This window comes from Salegentibacter holothuriorum, assembly GCF_900168045.1.
Lineage (GTDB): Bacteria > Bacteroidota > Bacteroidia > Flavobacteriales > Flavobacteriaceae > Salegentibacter > Salegentibacter holothuriorum.
Window position 1 is genome coordinate 73,890 of sequence record NZ_FUYY01000008.1, and the last position, 16,963, is coordinate 90,852.

Sequence of the window (16,963 nt, forward strand, 5' to 3'; positions counted from 1 at the left end):
ATACTTTATTCTATTGGTTTTTATTTAAATAGTTCAACTTAAAAATAACCTTTATAATGAAAGCATTTTACACCCTGGTGATTTTAATAACGGGTTTCTTACAGCTGTCAGCCCAAAACAACGCGTTAAACGAATTTCATAAATCTTTCACTTTAGATTCTGTTTCTCATCTTAGAAATCCCGCTATGGGTTGGGTGCTTTATGAGGAAGGTGCTTCTTTTTTAGAAGAACATAAGAATTATGACCCAGAAATATTCTGGGAAGAGATGGATGAAGTTGATGCCGCTAATTATGCAAATATCCTTTATATTCGGGTGCTTTGGAAGGTTATGGAGCCAGAAGAGGGTAAGTATGCCTGGGAATTTAACAAAGAATACCAGGAATATATTCGAAAGGCAGAAGAAAGAGGTTTAAAATTGGCTTTTCGTATCTTCTTTGATAATGGCACACCAGACTGGGTTTATCAAGCTGGGGCTAAATCTACTTTAGAGCAACCCTTAAATCTGGATAATGACAAACAGCCTTATTATGACGATCCGGTTTTTTTGGAAAAATTACAAAACTTTATAAAGGCTCTTGCTGAAGAATATGACGATCCTTCCAGAGTAGATTTTGTAGATGCCTACGGATTGGGACGCTGGGGTGAAGGCCATGGTGTTACATTGAAAGATCAGGATAATTACAAAAATGTGATTGAAAAAGTCACTAATGCTTATGCCCGATACTTTAAAAATATCCTAACTGTTTATAACCTATCACGTAACGATTGGCACTATAGTAAACCGCTGGTTTTTGACAAACTGGGTTTTTTACCCCGCCGGGATGGAATAGGGAGTCATTGGTTTGATGATACCGAGAGAGCCTATTTAAAAGAACTCTTTCCTGATAAAGCTTTGATAGGAGAAGGAACATACTGGTTTGGTGCACGAGATAAGGATACCACCGCTCATACCAAGGAACCTTTTTTGAAAGATCCGCGATTTCCTAATATGAAGTATTGGACAGATGCTTTATCTGTAGCCTTAGATGATGCCCTGTCAAGTCATTCCAATACTTTCGATTTGCGAACGCCTTTTGAAAGTAAAGTATGGATAGAAAAATTACCAGAGAAAGTTCAAAAGTTTACCACTTACGGTGGTTATAGACTTTATCCAGATTCAATAGTGGTAAAGCAAGATAATAGAAAATTGATTATAGATCATTTTTGGAAGAATTTTGGGGTAGGCGTACTTCCCAATAATCATCCTAATTGGAATAATAAATACAAAGTGGCCTTTGCGCTTTTAGATCCAAAAACACAAAAAGTAGCACATACTTTTATAGATCCCATAGCCAATCCCGGTAAATGGCTAAAAGGACCATTGTACAGTTATACCAATTTTAAACACGAAATACCGAAATCAATCGAGGCAGGTAAGTATGATTTGGTGGTTTCAATTATTGACAACACTACCGGGAAAGTAGGCATAAAACTATCTGTAAAAGAAAGTCAGCTAATTAAAAATTGGGGTTTTATTAAAAAATATAGCATTGATTAATCGGTTTGTTTGGTGAATAAAAACAGCAATATGATAACTCAATGAAAAATCATCTGAATTACTGGATAGATAATAATGGTTATGATGGAATCTTTTGATTTACCGGGTTGAAAATTAAGGGATTATTCTTAGTTCTGATAATTTTTACAGCATAGGGCCTTAAGCCTTAATCTAGACATTGAAGATAAGAACCTGACTAATAAGAACGGATGAGTGAAAATAAGAGAGATATGTTGATATTCTTATGTGGTATCAAATCATCAAAATAAATACAACACGGAGGTTCATCCCTCAAAATCTAAAAAAATGAAAGCTTCATTAAGTGTACTATTATTAAGTTTAATTATTTTAAGTTGTAAGAATAAAGAATCCCCTACGGACAGTTCCCCTGGCGTTTTTGCAAAAAAGCCCAACATAGTCTTTATCCTTGTAGATGATATGGGACTTCACGATTTGAGTATTACCGGTAGCGACTTTTATGAAACACCCAATATAGATCGTATCGCCAAAGAAGGAACGGTCTTTACGCAAGGCTATGCAGCCAGCAGAGTTTGTAGTCCCGCCCGTGCCAGTATTATGACCGGTAAATTTACTGCTCGTCATGGTATTACCAATTGGATAGGTGAGGCTACAGGTAAAGATTGGCGTAAATTAGGAAGGAATGATAAATTACTCCCGGCTGATTATGTTCGTAGTTTACCAAAAAAAGATACTAGTCTTGCAGAAGCCATGCGTGGGGCTGGTTATAAAACCTTTTTTGCCGGAAAATGGCACTTGGGCGAAGAAGGTTCTTATCCTGAAGATCATGGATTTGAAATAAACAAAGGTGGTTGGGAAGTAGGAAGTCCTATAGGAGGGTATTTTTCTCCCTGGGAGAATCCAAGACTGTCTAACGGGGAAAAAGGTGAAAATCTCTCCATGCGCCTGGCCAGGGAAACTTCAGATTTTATGGCTGAAAATAAAGACGAATCATTTTTTGCTTTTCTTTCGTTTTACGCTGTTCACGGCCCTATTCAAACTACGGAGACGAAATGGGAGAAATATCGCGATAAAGCAGAACAATTAGGTATTAAAGATGAAGCTTTTAGAATGGAGCGCGTACTTCCTATCCGTACTGTTCAGGATAATCCTATTTACGCCGGACTGGTAGAACAAATGGACGATGCGGTAGGCCTGGTTTTAGATAAATTACAGGAGCTGGGAATAGCCGATAATACAATTGTGGTTTTTACTTCAGATAATGGTGGTGTGGCTTCTGGCGATTCCTTCTCTACTTCAAATTTGCCATTACGTGGAGGGAAAGGCTACCAATGGGAAGGTGGTATACGAGAGCCTTTCTTTATTAAAGTGCCCTGGATGAAAAATGCCCCTAAAAGCATAGATGAACCGGTGACAGGAACTGATTTTTATCCTACACTTTTGGATTTTGCAAATACCGATCTTTTAACGAACCAGCATAAAGATGGCATAAGCTTAAAACCGCTATTGGAAGGGAAAGAGATAGCTGATAGGAATTTATTTTGGCATTACCCGCACTACGGAAACCAGGGCGGGGAACCTTCTTCTATGTTCAGGAAAAAAGACTGGAAATTAATCCATTATTATGAAGATGGTCGCGATGAGCTATATAACCTGAAAACCGATCCGGGGGAACAGAATGATGTGGCTGCACAAAATCCGGGCATCACTTCAAAAATGCGGACTGAATTGGAAGATTTTCTAAACAATGTTGGCGCAAAAAAACCTGAAAAAGATCCTGTCTACGATCCCGAATTAGCTAAAGAATTGTATGCAAAGAAAGTGAATGAGCTGTTACCAAAGTTGGAAGCAGAACGCAAAAATGTGCTATCCGAAGACTTTAGTCCGAATAAAGATTGGTGGAACAGTAAATTAACCGAAGATTAATAGAACACGAAAAATAAAATTATTTAAAGAACCAACTTATGTTTAAAACCCTGAAGCATCTTAGCTGTTACCTGTTTTTGCTTGTTCCATTTTTGTCGATGGCACAAGATGATACGGTTTATGTAATTCCGCAACCTAATGAGATAGTATCAAAAAATGGCAGCTTTAGTCATAGCGGCCAACTAAATTTAGTTGCCAACAACGAATTACTCGACGAATTTCTTCAGTATGCCTTAGAAGTATTAAAGGATAATTTTGAAGGAAATATTACACGTGCCAAAAGTAAATCTGCAGGCAATGTACACTTTATTTTAGATAATAAATCAAGGAATAAATCTAAAGGAGCTTACCATTTATTGGTGGGTAAAAAGGGAGTGAAAATTACTGCCGCAAATGAGCAAGGCCTGTTTTATGGATTGCAAACGCTACTTCAAATGCTTAAATCAGATAAAAATGAGGCATTAGCTTATGTTGAAATTAACGACGCTCCACGCTTTGAATGGCGTGCATTTATGTTAGACGAAGGAAGATATTTTAAAGGTGCGGAACAGGTAAAGAAGTTACTTGACGAGATGGCAAGGCTGAAAATGAACGTTTTTCACTGGCATTTGGTAGATGATCAGGGGTGGCGCATTGAGATCAAGAAATATCCTTTACTTACCGAAGTTGGCTCTAAAAGAGTAAGCACACAAGTTGGCCCGCGAAAATGGAATAGTCCTATACAATCTGGTGTTCCACATGAAGGCTTCTATACCCAGGAAGAAATAAAGGAAATTGTAAAATATGCCGCAGACCGTCATATCACCGTAGTTCCTGAAATAGAGATGCCCGGGCACGCTTCTGCCGCGATTGCCGCTTATCCCTGGTTGGGTTCTTCAGGAAAGGAAATTGAGGTGCCAATTAAATTTGGCGTTAGTGAAGATATATTTAACGTGGCAGATCCCAGGGTCTATGATTTTCTCACCGATGTGCTGGATGAGGTAATGACCTTATTTCCCTCAAAAGTGATTCATATTGGTGGCGACGAAGCAAAGTATGAGCATTGGGAACAATCTAATATGATTAAAAAATATATGGATGAAAACAATCTAAAAACCTTTGCCGATTTACAAGTCGACTTTACTAACAGGATCTCACAATATCTAGAAAGTAAAGGTCGAAAGATGATGGGTTGGAACGAAATTTTAGGACAGAATATACATGAATATCAAGCTGAAAAAGATAGAGGAGCAGAAGAAGAGTTATCTAAAAGTTCTGTCATCCATTTCTGGCGTGGGGATATTAAACTTATGACTGAAGCAGCCGCAGAAGGATACGATATAGTTAATTCGTTACATACCGAAACCTACCTCGATTATTCCTACAATGATATTTCTCTGGAAAGAGCTTATAAATTTAATCCTATTCCCGCTAGCCTTGATGAGCAATACCATGATAGAATTATAGGAACAGGCTCTCAGATGTGGGGCGAATGGATCCCTACCAGTGGCTATATGGATTATATGACATTTCCAAGGATTGCGGCTTATGCAGAAGTGGGATGGACCCAGCCTAAACAGAAGAATTTTGACAGGTTTTTGAGTTCGCTTCCGGCTCTTTTGGATGCCTGGAAAGCGGAGGGGATTTATTTTGCTCCTCTTGAGGAAGCATTGCCAAATAGAAGTAAATAAAATAATATTCCATTTCGCAATAAATGATAAAAACATATTACCGGAAGACTCGAAACTACTGATGCAGTAAATAATTTAATGACTAATACAAACAGAAATGAACAATAGGCAATCTAAAAAAATATATAAGACAAGCGTTTTCTACCTTGTTATACTCAGCTTTTTCAGTTTTTCAATTCAAGCCCAAACCAGCAAAGAAGTAGAAATTCTGAAAAATGAATCCTGGTGGGGTGGGGCAGTTAGCGATGGGCATAATATGCCTTTTTCCTCCGGCTATTCTTTCGATATGTATGGAACCAATAAATATAACCAGGTACAACCTTTATTGGTTTCCAGCATGGGACGAGTAATATGGTCTGAAGAACCTTTTGCATTCAGTTTTTCTGAAAATGAAATAGCCTTGGAGGCAAGGGGCGATATAAAAATTGTTCAAGCCGGAAAGACCTTAAAAGATGCTTACAAATATGCTTCGGAAAATTATTTCCCAACTACCGGAGAATTACCAGATGAATTGCTTTTTAAAGCTCCTCAATATAACACCTGGATAGAGCTTATGTATAATCAAAACCAAAAGGATATTTTAGAATATGCCCACGCGATTATAGATAACGGACTGCCACCTGGAGTACTTATGATAGACGATAACTGGCAGGAAGATTATGGGAAATGGAATTTCCATAAAGAGAGATTTCCAGACCCCAAAGCGATGATAAATGAATTGCACCAGCTGGGTTTTAAAGTGATGCTGTGGGTATGCCCTTTTGTAAGTCCGGATAGTGATGTTTACAGGGATTTAGCAAAAAGAGAGTTGTTTTTAAAAAATCCTGAAACAGCGAAAACTACTCAAACAGGCCTTTTGCCACCTAACCAACCTGCGATGATCCATTGGTGGAACGGCGTAAGTGCTTTATTAGATTTTTCTAATCCTGATGCTAAAGACTGGTTTAGAGGAGAATTGGAACACCTTCAGGAAAACTATGGCGTAGACGGCTTTAAACTGGATGCAGGTGATTTTAATTTCTATCCCGATGTATTGGTTTCTCATAAGCCGAATACTACCCCCAATGAGCACGCTAAACTTTTTGGAGAAATAGGTCTCAATTTTCCTTTAAATGAATATCGTGCGATGTGGAAAATGGGAGGGCAACCCCTGGCACAGCGCCTTAGTGATAAAGGACATAGATGGGGAGATCTTTCTACCCTAATTCCCAATATTACCGTACAGGGATTGATGGGATATGCCTACAGCGCCCCCGATATGATAGGAGGCGGAGAGTTCTCGTCATTTCTTAATGCTGAAACCATAGATCAGGAACTTATTGTGCGTTCGGCACAGGTACATGCTTTAATGCCTATGATGCAGTTTTCGGTAGCTCCCTGGCGTATTTTAGATAGGGAACACCTGGAGGCAGTAAAGAAAAGTGCAGCTTTACGAAAAGAATTTACACCACTTATTATGAGGCTTGCCGAAGAATCGGCTAAAACCGGTGAACCTATTGTTCGTACTATGGAATATAGCTTTCCAAATAAGGGATTTAAACTGGTAAAAGATCAGTTTATGTTAGGCGATAAGGTTTTGGTCGCTCCCGTATTAAAAAAAGGAAAAAGAGAACGAAGTGTTCAGTTTCCAAAAGGAAAATGGAAAGATGCTTCGGGTAAAGTAATTAAAGGCCCTACAAAAAAAGTGGTGCAGGCTGGTTTAGACGAACTGCCTTATTTTAGGAAGGTAACTAAGTAGGTACATAGTTTTTAAGTAAACTTTCTTAATCAAAAAAATAGAAATCAGAGGGGTTCAGAATTTGATAAAGGATTCTGAAACCCTCCTTTGTTTAAAGAATGTTCAGATATTCAAATACATCAGAATTCGTAAAACATCCAGGCTTTAATGTATTTTCAATAAAATTTTAGTAGATTTAAAAAGGATACTTTATTAATAGGGTTTCCGTATTGAAACAAACACATGCATTGAGGTTGCATCTAACCACAATCTCACAAAAAAATGAAACTCTAACTGCTGCCTTATGATAAAGTCATTTTTAATAAGTGCACTTTTGTTAATTCCTATGCTGGGGTTTTCGCAGGTGAACGACACTTTACAGGAACCTCTTATCTCGTTAGAAAAGAAAAACCTCTTAAAAAATTTAAATATCACCTTTGATATGCGTACTGAGTTTCAGGCGTATACTTTTAGGGGCGGAGATCGTTATTATAACGGGATACAGTTTGAAAATGGTTTTACAGCCCTTGGATTCTCGGCGAAACTGCACGATAGAGTGAACTTCAGTTTTAGAAATCGCTTTAATAAAGGCAGCGATATACAATCACTGGATCAACTTGGTAGTAATATTGAACTGGCCTACTTAAACATAAAAGCCAGTCCTACTCTTGATATTATTCTTGGAAAAACCTATGCTTTCTACGGTGGTTATGAATATGAGTTCAAGGCTCTCGAGGTTCTGGAATATAATGATATTCAAAGTAATGCTTTGGCATTTGTTACCGGGGCTGGTATTACTTATAAACCTATAGGAGGTCACAAATTCGGATTCCAGGTGTTAAACTCGCGTACTATGCTTTACGACGATATTTACGGTGATGTGGTTGCAGAAAATATCCAGGAACCCGATTGGCCGGTAGCAATTGTTGGAAACTGGCGTGGAAGCTTTTTTGACGGAAAAATTCAAACTATTTACAGTCTTAGTTATTCCAACCAGGTAAAAAGTAGAGGTACCTATTTTTTTACTTTAGGGAATAAATACCAGAACCGTAACCTTAGCTTGATGTACGATTTTAATTACAGCTATGAGGAAGTGGATACTAAGGGTATTGTGACAGAAATTATGGCTGAAGAATCGGTGGCTGAAGATGCCTTATATATTGAAAACTGGTTAAGAGCAGAATACCGTTTCAGCTCAAAATTTAAAGGCTTATTAAGTCTAATGACCAGCAGTGCCTATGGTGACGCTACAACTAATCGTACTCACTTGAGAACAAGCTACGGAATGGTGCCGACATTATATTATAGCCCATTTAAGAAAATTGATATCAGGTTTTTCTTTGCTTATATTGGCCGTTATTATGATTATTCAAATTATGCTGTAGAACAGCTAGGTGCAGCCAATTATAACAGAAATGAAGTGAGGGTGGGTATTATAGCCCCCTTATTGTTATTATAGATTTAAATAAACCTCTTGAGCTAGAATGTTATAATTTCTAAAGCTCATTGTCTATTACAAATTGAGGACTGGAGATTATATTTTATATCAGCTACCTTTAGTTTTAACCAGGTCCAGGTCTTATTGTCCAATTCCCAGGCTACTTCACATTTCACCGGTATTCTTATGCCATTCCGGAGCCCGGTTTCTTTTGCAGTAACAGTCCATTGAGAAGGCTTGGTATCACTGGCATCTTTATAGCGCATTGCTACAAATTTTTTAAAATCACCCTTTTCATCAAAATAAAATACGCCCGAACCCTGCGTTCCTTTAAAATTCATAGTGCCTTTTGCAGCTTGGTCATCTATAGACTCCCAGGCTATATATGGACTTGTAGCTGCAGAGGGAAACCAAACAATTTCGGCTAAATATCTTTGCAACGTGGCCTGATCTATTTTTTCACTGTCTTTAGCGTTTACAACAGGAATGGCTGATAATAATTTTATAAGCATTTCTCCTTTTCCATCCTCAAATTTATCCCTGCCTACTACCTTTATGCCCGGCTTCATATTAAGATTAATCATCCAGTTAAAAGCTGGAGGTTCTGCACTAAAGTACTGTCTGGCTTTCGCTTTCATCCAATCTTTTTGTTGCTGTTTCATCAACATTTGTATCTCCTGCTCTAAATAAATATGCTGAATTTTTTCTTTACCCGGAATTCCGCTAGTGCAAAGCCATTTTTTTACAGGATTAGGTAGGCCTCTAAGCATTTGTTCTGTGATAATATTTTTTTCTGAATTTTTAGAGTCAGTAAACAAATTGTTTATCTCAGTAGTCACCTTTTTTTGAAAACTGAATGTTGAAAAAGCGATAAATACGGCAATAAGAATTACCAGGTTTATTATTGTTCCGAATTTGCTATCGGTCCAGTAATTAATTATTAAAAATTGAGAAAGTATTACGGCCAAAATTGCAAATACAAACCAATAACGAGAATAACTTAAAAACAAGATTAAAGTAACCGCAAATAAGAGAAAGGCGATTAACCAAAGCACACCAAAGGTTTTGGAAATTGGCTGGGAAATAGCATTAAATTCTGAAAAGCCAAAGGCTTTTAGAAATCCGAAAAAATGGATAGCTCCGTGTATTATAATTAATATAGATAAGGTTATTCGCATATTTTCTGCCTTATAAATACTTTAACTCTTATAAAGATAGCAGGTTTTTTACTTTCTAAATCTTTATGAGATTTTTTTTCGCAACCTAAGAACCTGTTTTTGAGTTAAATCAGCTCCACCTTGTTAAGAATTTTAATTCTATTAGTATGATTGGGGTCATAAATTAAGATTAATAGGTCTGTTAATTTTACTTCAGAAATTAAAAACAAACATTATGAAATTAATTGTAAAACTAGGGTTGGCTATAGTCCTGGTATTTTCTTTCGCAGCCTGCGGAAATTCAGAAAAAGACAAAAAAGAAGATCTTCGCTTAGATGATTACGGTTCGCAACCTAAAAAAGAAAAAGTTGAAACCGACAACACATCTCAGGATTCTGGTGATCCTTTAGCAAATAAAGGCATTGGTCCGGTAAAATCTATTGAGCTACCCGCAGATATCAATGCTGAAATGGCAACTAATGGTGCAGATATCTTCAAAAAAATGTGTTCTGCCTGTCATAAAATGGATAAGAAATTTGTAGGGCCCGCAATTGCTGGGGTTACCGAAAGACGTTCACCAGAATGGATTATGAACATGATTCTTAATCCTGAAGAAATGATCAAAAAAGATCCTATCGCTAAAAAATTATTAATTGAATCAAATATGGCTGTAATGGCTAATCAGGGGCTTAAAGAAGATGAGGCTAGAGCTATCGTAGAGTACTTTAGGCAATATGATGTACAAGAATAGATGGCTGTAGAAGGGCAATAAGTGAGACTAAAAACAAACTAAAACCTAATTAAACCAATCAACAATGAAAAACTCCTCCTTTTTTTTAACCTGTATCCTGCTTTTAAGTGTCACTATACTTATTGGCTGCAAGGATAACAAAACTGATGAAGATGATACTCCTTCCGCGGATACTGAAACTGTAGATAATGTTGGCTCCAATAAGGGTCAGGCTTTTATAGAAGGCGATAGCGAAAATCCAAATGCTTTGCGCTTAGCCATTAATTCTAAAGATCACACTACTTTGGTAGCAGCAGTGCAAGCTGCAGGTGTTGAAAATGCACTTGTTAATGTTGGGCCGCTCACGGTTTTTGCTCCTACAAATGCAGCTTTCAACAAACTACCCGAAGGCACTGTTGAAGATCTTTTAAAACCAGAAAACAAGTCTAAACTGGCTTATATCCTTAAAAATCATGTGGCCCCCAGTAATTATCCAATAGATATGCTGGAGAAAAATATAAGAAAGGGACGTACCCTATATATGGCATCTGGAGAGAATGTAGAGGTTAGCAAAGAAGGAGAAGATATTCTTGTAGGAGGAGCTAAAATTATAGGTACCGTTAAAGTAAGTAACGGGTGGGTGCATGTAATAGAAGACGTCATTTTACCTAAAGAATAATCAATCCAATCTCAAACAATAAATTAAAACCTAAACTAATGAAAAATATTTTTAAAATCGCGGTCCTGGGTGTTCTGGGGCTATTTATCCAATCATGTGGCAATGATGCATCTTCCGAGGGAAAATCGGGAGCTATCACTTCTAATGCAGCCGAGCGTGTTTACGTAGCGCCGGGAGAACATGACGAATACTATGCATTCCTTTCAGGTGGATATAGTGGTAACCTTACGGTTTACGGTTTGCCTTCCGGAAGAATGCTTAAGGAGATCCCTGTTTTTTCTCAATTTCCAACCAATGGTTACGGGTATTCAGAGGAAACAGTACCAATGTTAAATACTTCCTTTGGGTTTGTACCATGGGGAGATTCTCACCATCCCGATATTTCTCAAACAGAAGGAGAACTTGATGGACGTTGGATATTTATCAATGAGAATAACACGCCAAGGATAGCGCGTATTAGTCTGGAAACTTTTGAAACCGAAGAGATTATTGAGATTCCTCACAGTGCAGGGAATCACTCTTCTTCTTTTATTACTGAAAATACCGAATATGTAGTTGCAGGAACCCGTTTCTCTGTGCCTTATCCACAAAAAGATATGGCTATAGATCAAATGAAAGGAAACTTTAAAGGTCCACTTACCTTTATTGCCGTTGGCGAAGATGGTAGAATGAATATCGATTTCCAGCTGAAAATGCCAGGATTTAACTACGACCTTTCACACCCAGGACGTGGAGATTCTCACGGTTGGTTCTTCTTTACTACCTATAATACCGAAGAAGCTCATACCATGCAGGAAGTTAACGCCTCTCAAAATGATAAAGATTTCATTGCAGCTGTAAACTGGAAGAAAATCCAGGAATATGTAAAAAATGGAGGTGGTGAAGAAATTGATGCTGAATATGCGCACAATGTTTTTGACCATAGCACCCAGGCTGCTACCACTACTATGAAAAATAAAGTGCTTACCGTAGATCCAAGAGAAGTAGAAGGTGCGGTATACTTTATGCCAACTCCAAAATCTCCTCACGGTTGTGATGTAGATCCATCTGGAGAGTACATTGTGGGTAACGGGAAGCTTTCAACAGATCTAACCGTTCACTCTTTTTCAAAAATGCTTACAGCTATTGAAAATAAAGATTTTGATGGTGATGCTTATGGCATTCCGGTGCTAAACTTCGATTCTACTTTGGCAGGAACAGTAAAAGAAGGGGGATTAGGCCCACTGCATACCGAGTTTGATGGTAAAGGAAATGCCTACACTACATTCTTTATTTCTTCTGAAGTTGTGAAATGGAAATTAGGAACCTGGGAAGTACTGGACAGACAGCCTAGTTACTATTCTGTTGGTCACCTTATGATTCCTGGAGGAAACTCAAGAGAACCTTACGGAAAGTATATGATCTCTATGAATAAAATTACCAAAGATCGTTACCTGCCTACAGGGCCCGAGTTAGAACACTCTGCACAGCTATATGATATTTCGGGAGAGAAAATGGAACTTCTTTTAGACTTTCCAACTCACGGAGAACCTCACTATGCTGCCGGTATTCCAGCCGATAAAATTAAATCTAAATCTAAAAAGATTTATAGACTGGATGAAAACAAGCACAAATATGCTGCTATAAGCGAGTCTGAAACAAAAATGGAGCGTGATGGCAATGAAGTTCATGTGTATATGACTACCGTGAGAAGTCACTTCTCACCAGATAACCTGGAGGGTATTAAAGTAGGAGATAAGGTATTCTTCCACGTTACTAACCTGGAGCAGGATTTTGATGTACCACACGGCTTTGCTATGATTGGTGCCAACACATCTGAGCTCTTAATTATGCCCGGACAAACCAAAACAATTACCTGGGAACCTAAAAAAGAAGGGGTATGGCCATTTTACTGTACTGACTTCTGTTCTGCGCTGCACCAGGAGATGCAGGGATACGTAAGAGTATCTGGACAAAATTCTAATGTGCCATTAAAATGGACTTTAGATGATGAAGAGATTAATTAGTTTAATTAGTTGAAAACTGGTTATTTTTAGATTGAGAAAGGCGGGTGGATGGAATGTTTACCCGCTTTCTTTTAAAAATCCCCTTAACAAATGAAAAAGTCAGGAATTTTAATGATAATAGGTTCAGCTTTATTGCTAGGCCTGTTTGTCTTTCCACTCTGGAACATCCAACTGGAAGCTCCACAATATCCAGATCCTCTGGGGATGAATATTTATATTAGTGGAATTGAGGGCGAAGAAGAATTTGATATACAGAATATAGATGGTATAAACCACTATATTGGGATGAAGAAAATCCCGACTCCTGCAGAAATGTGGGAATTTAACACCTTTCCTCTTGTAATTGGCGGAATGGCTGCTCTTGGTGCCTTGCTTGGAATACTGGGCTTCTTTAAAGTAATTCATCCAAACTGGTTTTTAGGCTGGCTTATCTTAATGACCGTTTTGGGTATCTTAGGAATGATGGATTTTAATAACTGGCTTACAGATTACGGGACAGACCTGGATCCTAAAGCAATTATGAAATTAACCGATTCTGAAGGTAATCCTTTAAGTTATAAACCACCCTTGTTAGGCTCTGATAAAATTCTGAATTTTACAGCACATTCCTATCCTAAAGCAGGTGCCTATTTGATGTTTGTGGGAATGTTACTAACTTTAGTAGCCTGGTGGATTGGGAAGAAAGCCAAAGGAAACGAGGCTAGATAAAAATTAATGCTATGAAAAAGATAATTTACCTCTTTCTGTTGGGGCTGCTAACTGCATGCAGCAATGAACCCCAACCAATAGACTACGGCAATGATAATTGTGATTTCTGCGAGATGACCATTGTGAGTAAGGCTTATGCTGCACAGGCTGTAAGCGAAAAAGGGAAACAATATAAGTATGATGCTATAGAATGCATGGTAAATGACCAGCTTCAGCATAATTATGATATGCCCATAAACCTGGTTGCTAATTTTGAACAGCCCGGAACTATGATAAACGTAAAGAATGCCGGTTTTGTGATAAATGACAGTATTAAATCTCCTATGGGTGGCAACCTTGCCGCTTTTAAAAAGGAAAGTGACGTTGTTAATAAAGAATCTGAAGACATATTCAACTGGCAGGAATTAAAGACTATTTTTCTTGAAAATGATTCATTAACAACAAGCTATTGATAATATGTTAAGGTCGTTTTTTCTTTTCTTATTTCTCGCTTTTGCTTCAGTAACTTCCCGGGCACAGGAGATAGAAGTCTGTAAAACCTGCGAAGTGAAAACTATCCAGGCTGCAGTAGATATGGCCGAAGATGGTGATATTCTAAGGATTAAAAGCGGGACTTATAAAGAACACGATATAAGTATTATTGATAAATCCCTTACTATAATAGGGGAAGATTTTCCGGTGATAGATGCTGAAATGAAAGGCACCGCATTGAGTATAAGGGCAGAAAATTTTTCTATTGAAGGTTTAAAAATTATAAATGTGGGTAGAAGTCATACCAATGACTTTGCTGGAATACTGGTTTCAAACTCCAAAAATTTTGAGGTAAAGAATAACAGGTTGGACCAGGTGTTTTTCGGAATTCTTTTAGAAAGAGCTTCCGAAGGAATTGTTTCTGGAAATATTATTACCAGTGATGCTAAGAGCCAGTCTACTTCCGGAAATGGAGTGCATATCTGGAAATCAGAAAAAATAACAGTAAAAAATAATGAAGTAATTGGTCTTAGAGATGGGATCTACCTGGAGTTTGTAAATAATTCTGAGATCATAGATAACTTATGCAAAGATAACTTACGCTATGGTCTGCATTTTATGTTTTCAGATCACGACCTGTATAAAGGCAATATTTTTGAAAATAATGGAGCAGGAGTTGCCGTGATGTATTCCAAATTTATTGATATGCAGGATAATCAATTCAGGAAAAACTGGGGTAGCGCTTCCTACGGACTTCTTTTAAAAGAAATAAACGATTCAGAATTAAAGAATAATATTTTTGAAGATAACACCATAGCTATTAGTGCCGATAATACCAACCGAATAAATTATATAGAAAACGATTTTAGGAACAATGGTTATGCGATAAGGATACGTGGTGCTGTTTATGATAACAATTTTAAACGGAATAATTTCTTATATAATTCCTTTGATGTAGCCTATACAGGAAGACTCAATAACAATAAATTCAGTAATAATTACTGGAGCGGTTATTCCGGTTACGACCTGGATAAAGATGGAGTTGGAGATGTGCCTTTTAGACCCGTTACCCTCTTCTCTTATTTGGTGAATAAAACCCCTGAAGCGATTGTGCTATTAAGAAGTACGTTTATAGATTTGCTGGATTTTTCAGAGAAAGTTTCTCCTATTTTTACTCCGGCCGATCTTATGGATGATCAACCTCAAATGAAAAGAATCTCATGGTAAATATTACAAATCTCCATAAAAAATTTGGTTCCCTGGTGGTACTAAACGGACTTAATCTTAAAACTCCCGAAAGTGGAATTATAGCAGTATTAGGCCCAAACGGCTCTGGCAAGACCACGCTTATAAAAAGTATCCTCGGGATGGTAGTACCCCAAAAGGGAGAAATTGAAGTTAACGGCCAAAGGGTAAAAAGACACTGGAATTACCGAAAAAATATAGATTACCTACCACAAATTGCTAATTTCCCCGGCAATTTAAAGGTGCAGGAGCTTATTGATATGATCAAAGATCTGCGTGGTAAAGAAGCCCGGGATCAGGAGCTTATAGACCTCTTCAAACTGGAACCATTTCTGCAGAAAAAGCTTAGTAATCTTTCGGGAGGAAGCAAACAGAAGGTAAATCTGGTTTTGTGTTTTATGTTTGATAGTCCGTTAATTATTCTCGATGAGCCAACCTCAGGACTGGATCCTGTTTCGCTTATTCGCCTGCGGAAGCTTATTCAGCGGGAAAAAGAGAAAGGAAAGACTATCCTTATTACTTCACATATTATGAATTTTGTGGAAGAAATATCAGATAGAATTGTATTTCTTTTGGAAGGTAAAATTTATTTCAACGGAACGGTAGAGGAGCTTAAAACCTCCACAGGTGAGAAGGATTTTGAACATGCCATTGCCAACATCTTAACAGAGAACCATGCTTAAAATATTAAAATATAGTTTTTACGATCTTTCTCGTAGCCTCTGGAGCTACGTCTACTTCTTTTTTTACTTGCTTTTAGGAGTAGTTTTGTTGTTTTTAAACAACGATCTTTCCAATGCGGTAATCACTTTAATGAATGTGATCATTATCCTGGTGCCTCTTATAGGAACCATATTTGGAGTAATGTACTTTTATAATTCGCGGGAGTTCACAGAGCTACTCCTGGCGCAACCGGTAAGAAGAAGTTCTATTTTCCTGGGGCAATACCTTGGAGTCGCTATTTCTTTGTCTGCCAGCCTTATTCTTGGATTGGGGTTACCCTTTATTCTCTACGGCATATTCCAGTCGGGGGCAATTTGGGATTTCGCTTCCCTTTTGGTTTCGGGGGTATTTCTCACTTTTATTTTTACTGCTTTAGCTTTTAATATCGCCCTATCTAATGAGAATAAAATAAAAGGTTTTGGCCTGGCGATTTTGCTATGGCTTTTCCTGGCCGTGGTTTACGACGGACTCTTTTTACTGTCGCTGGTATATTTTCAGGACTATCCTTTGGATAAATTCTCCCTGGTGGCCAGTATGCTTAATCCTATAGATCTTTCCAGGATACTCATCTTGTTGAAACTGGATATTTCTGCTTTATTGGGTTATACCGGTGCAGTATTTAAACAGTTTTTTGGAACCGGCCTGGGAGCATTCACCTCAATTGCAGTGCTGATCTTATGGGTGATACTTCCTGTTTGGAGAATTAAATATATTTCAGCTAAAAAAGATTTTTAAATCTGAAAGCAATAGGCTCTTACATAATTCTGGTGTTATTCTATAAGGCTCTATTATAACTGAGTGGCAAAAAGTTTTATATTGATTGGGGTAATTCGTAGCAGTGTGGTTTTTTCGGCCTACCGAAAGTTTATCGTGAAATTTAAAGTAAAAATCCCGTAAAATTTCAGGCTGTTTGATCCCGATTTTTATCGGGATAGTTCCTAAAATTTAGGGATTGAACGATGAAATTTAGATAAAG

Annotated in this window: 14 protein-coding genes; 13 read left to right on the forward strand and 1 reads right to left on the reverse strand. The window is 37.7% G+C overall.

Going from position 1 to position 16,963, the window contains the following annotated elements; all coding sequences use genetic code 11:
• The first annotated feature begins 56 nt into the window (after window positions 1-56).
• From B5X51_RS14470 to B5X51_RS14490, 5 genes are all read left to right on the forward strand, one after another.
• Window positions 57-1,538: a beta-galactosidase gene (locus B5X51_RS14470; RefSeq protein WP_217699555.1), complete on the forward strand. Its 1,482-nt coding sequence runs from the start codon at window positions 57-59 to the stop codon at window positions 1,536-1,538.
• A gap of 306 nt (window positions 1,539-1,844) precedes the next feature.
• Window positions 1,845-3,443: a sulfatase gene (locus tag B5X51_RS14475; RefSeq protein ID WP_079721907.1), complete on the forward strand. Its 1,599-nt coding sequence runs from the start codon at window positions 1,845-1,847 to the stop codon at window positions 3,441-3,443.
• Between the two features lie 38 nt (window positions 3,444-3,481).
• A complete protein-coding gene (locus tag B5X51_RS14480; RefSeq protein ID WP_079721909.1) occupies window positions 3,482-5,113 on the forward strand; it encodes a beta-N-acetylhexosaminidase in 1,632 nt (543 codons plus the stop codon).
• A gap of 97 nt (window positions 5,114-5,210) precedes the next feature.
• A complete protein-coding gene (locus B5X51_RS14485) occupies window positions 5,211-6,851 on the forward strand; it encodes a glycoside hydrolase family 31 protein (RefSeq protein WP_079721911.1) in 1,641 nt (546 codons plus the stop codon).
• A gap of 283 nt (window positions 6,852-7,134) precedes the next feature.
• Complete coding sequence (locus tag B5X51_RS14490; protein WP_079721912.1) at window positions 7,135-8,289, forward strand: porin; 1,155 nt, start codon at window positions 7,135-7,137, stop codon at window positions 8,287-8,289.
• A 44-nt stretch (window positions 8,290-8,333) separates the two neighbouring features.
• Here the strand turns inward: B5X51_RS14490 and B5X51_RS14495 are convergent, their stop codons facing one another.
• Window positions 8,334-9,446, reverse strand: a complete 1,113-nt coding sequence (locus B5X51_RS14495; RefSeq protein ID WP_079721913.1) for a DUF6544 family protein — start codon at window positions 9,444-9,446, stop codon at window positions 8,334-8,336.
• Between the two features lie 214 nt (window positions 9,447-9,660).
• Here B5X51_RS14495 and B5X51_RS14500 point away from each other — a divergent pair, with 214 nt between their 5' ends.
• The 8 genes from B5X51_RS14500 (at window position 9,661) to B5X51_RS14535 (ending at window position 16,722) form a co-directional block, all read left to right on the forward strand.
• Window positions 9,661-10,176, forward strand: coding sequence for a c-type cytochrome (locus tag B5X51_RS14500; RefSeq protein ID WP_079721915.1), 516 nt, complete (start codon window positions 9,661-9,663; stop codon window positions 10,174-10,176).
• 64 nt (window positions 10,177-10,240) lie between these two features.
• Window positions 10,241-10,834 (forward strand): fasciclin domain-containing protein, encoded by a 594-nt coding sequence (locus B5X51_RS14505; protein WP_079721916.1) that lies wholly within the window; start codon window positions 10,241-10,243, stop codon window positions 10,832-10,834.
• 38 nt (window positions 10,835-10,872) lie between these two features.
• The gene (gene nosZ, locus B5X51_RS14510; RefSeq protein WP_079721917.1) at window positions 10,873-12,840 is read left to right on the forward strand and encodes a Sec-dependent nitrous-oxide reductase; all 1,968 of its coding nucleotides are present in this window, start codon (window positions 10,873-10,875) and stop codon (window positions 12,838-12,840) included.
• 90 nt (window positions 12,841-12,930) lie between these two features.
• Entirely contained in the window at window positions 12,931-13,548 is a 618-nt protein-coding gene (locus B5X51_RS14515; protein ID WP_079721918.1) for a hypothetical protein, read from the forward strand.
• 11 nt (window positions 13,549-13,559) lie between these two features.
• Window positions 13,560-14,000, forward strand: a complete 441-nt coding sequence (locus tag B5X51_RS14520) for a nitrous oxide reductase accessory protein NosL (protein ID WP_079721919.1) — start codon at window positions 13,560-13,562, stop codon at window positions 13,998-14,000.
• A gap of 4 nt (window positions 14,001-14,004) precedes the next feature.
• Window positions 14,005-15,246: a nitrous oxide reductase family maturation protein NosD gene (locus B5X51_RS14525; protein ID WP_079721920.1), complete on the forward strand. Its 1,242-nt coding sequence runs from the start codon at window positions 14,005-14,007 to the stop codon at window positions 15,244-15,246.
• Complete coding sequence (locus B5X51_RS14530; RefSeq protein ID WP_079721921.1) at window positions 15,240-15,947, forward strand: ABC transporter ATP-binding protein; 708 nt, start codon at window positions 15,240-15,242, stop codon at window positions 15,945-15,947. The genes B5X51_RS14525 and B5X51_RS14530 overlap by 7 nt, the downstream gene beginning before the upstream one ends.
• Window positions 15,940-16,722, forward strand: a complete 783-nt coding sequence (locus B5X51_RS14535; protein WP_079721922.1) for an ABC transporter permease — start codon at window positions 15,940-15,942, stop codon at window positions 16,720-16,722. The genes B5X51_RS14530 and B5X51_RS14535 overlap by 8 nt, the downstream gene beginning before the upstream one ends.
• The last annotated feature ends 241 nt before the right edge of the window (window positions 16,723-16,963 follow it).

What these genes read in the sequence shown, in the direction of transcription:
- B5X51_RS14515 (WP_079721918.1), top strand. Translation starts at nt 12,931, where the DNA reads ATGAAAAAGTCAGGAATTTTAATGATAATAGGTTCAGCTTTATTGCTA.
- B5X51_RS14505 (WP_079721916.1), top strand. Translation starts at nt 10,241, where the DNA reads ATGAAAAACTCCTCCTTTTTTTTAACCTGTATCCTGCTTTTAAGTGTC.
- B5X51_RS14480 (WP_079721909.1), top strand. Translation starts at nt 3,482, where the DNA reads ATGTTTAAAACCCTGAAGCATCTTAGCTGTTACCTGTTTTTGCTTGTT.
- B5X51_RS14525 (WP_079721920.1), top strand. Translation starts at nt 14,005, where the DNA reads ATGTTAAGGTCGTTTTTTCTTTTCTTATTTCTCGCTTTTGCTTCAGTA.
- B5X51_RS14520 (WP_079721919.1), top strand. Translation starts at nt 13,560, where the DNA reads ATGAAAAAGATAATTTACCTCTTTCTGTTGGGGCTGCTAACTGCATGC.
- B5X51_RS14530 (WP_079721921.1), top strand. Translation starts at nt 15,240, where the DNA reads ATGGTAAATATTACAAATCTCCATAAAAAATTTGGTTCCCTGGTGGTA.
- nosZ (WP_079721917.1), top strand. Translation starts at nt 10,873, where the DNA reads ATGAAAAATATTTTTAAAATCGCGGTCCTGGGTGTTCTGGGGCTATTT.
- B5X51_RS14495 (WP_079721913.1), bottom strand. Translation starts at nt 9,446, where the DNA reads ATGCGAATAACCTTATCTATATTAATTATAATACACGGAGCTATCCAT.
- B5X51_RS14485 (WP_079721911.1), top strand. Translation starts at nt 5,211, where the DNA reads ATGAACAATAGGCAATCTAAAAAAATATATAAGACAAGCGTTTTCTAC.
- B5X51_RS14535 (WP_079721922.1), top strand. Translation starts at nt 15,940, where the DNA reads ATGCTTAAAATATTAAAATATAGTTTTTACGATCTTTCTCGTAGCCTC.
- B5X51_RS14475 (WP_079721907.1), top strand. Translation starts at nt 1,845, where the DNA reads ATGAAAGCTTCATTAAGTGTACTATTATTAAGTTTAATTATTTTAAGT.
- B5X51_RS14500 (WP_079721915.1), top strand. Translation starts at nt 9,661, where the DNA reads ATGAAATTAATTGTAAAACTAGGGTTGGCTATAGTCCTGGTATTTTCT.
- B5X51_RS14470 (WP_217699555.1), top strand. Translation starts at nt 57, where the DNA reads ATGAAAGCATTTTACACCCTGGTGATTTTAATAACGGGTTTCTTACAG.
- B5X51_RS14490 (WP_079721912.1), top strand. Translation starts at nt 7,135, where the DNA reads ATGATAAAGTCATTTTTAATAAGTGCACTTTTGTTAATTCCTATGCTG.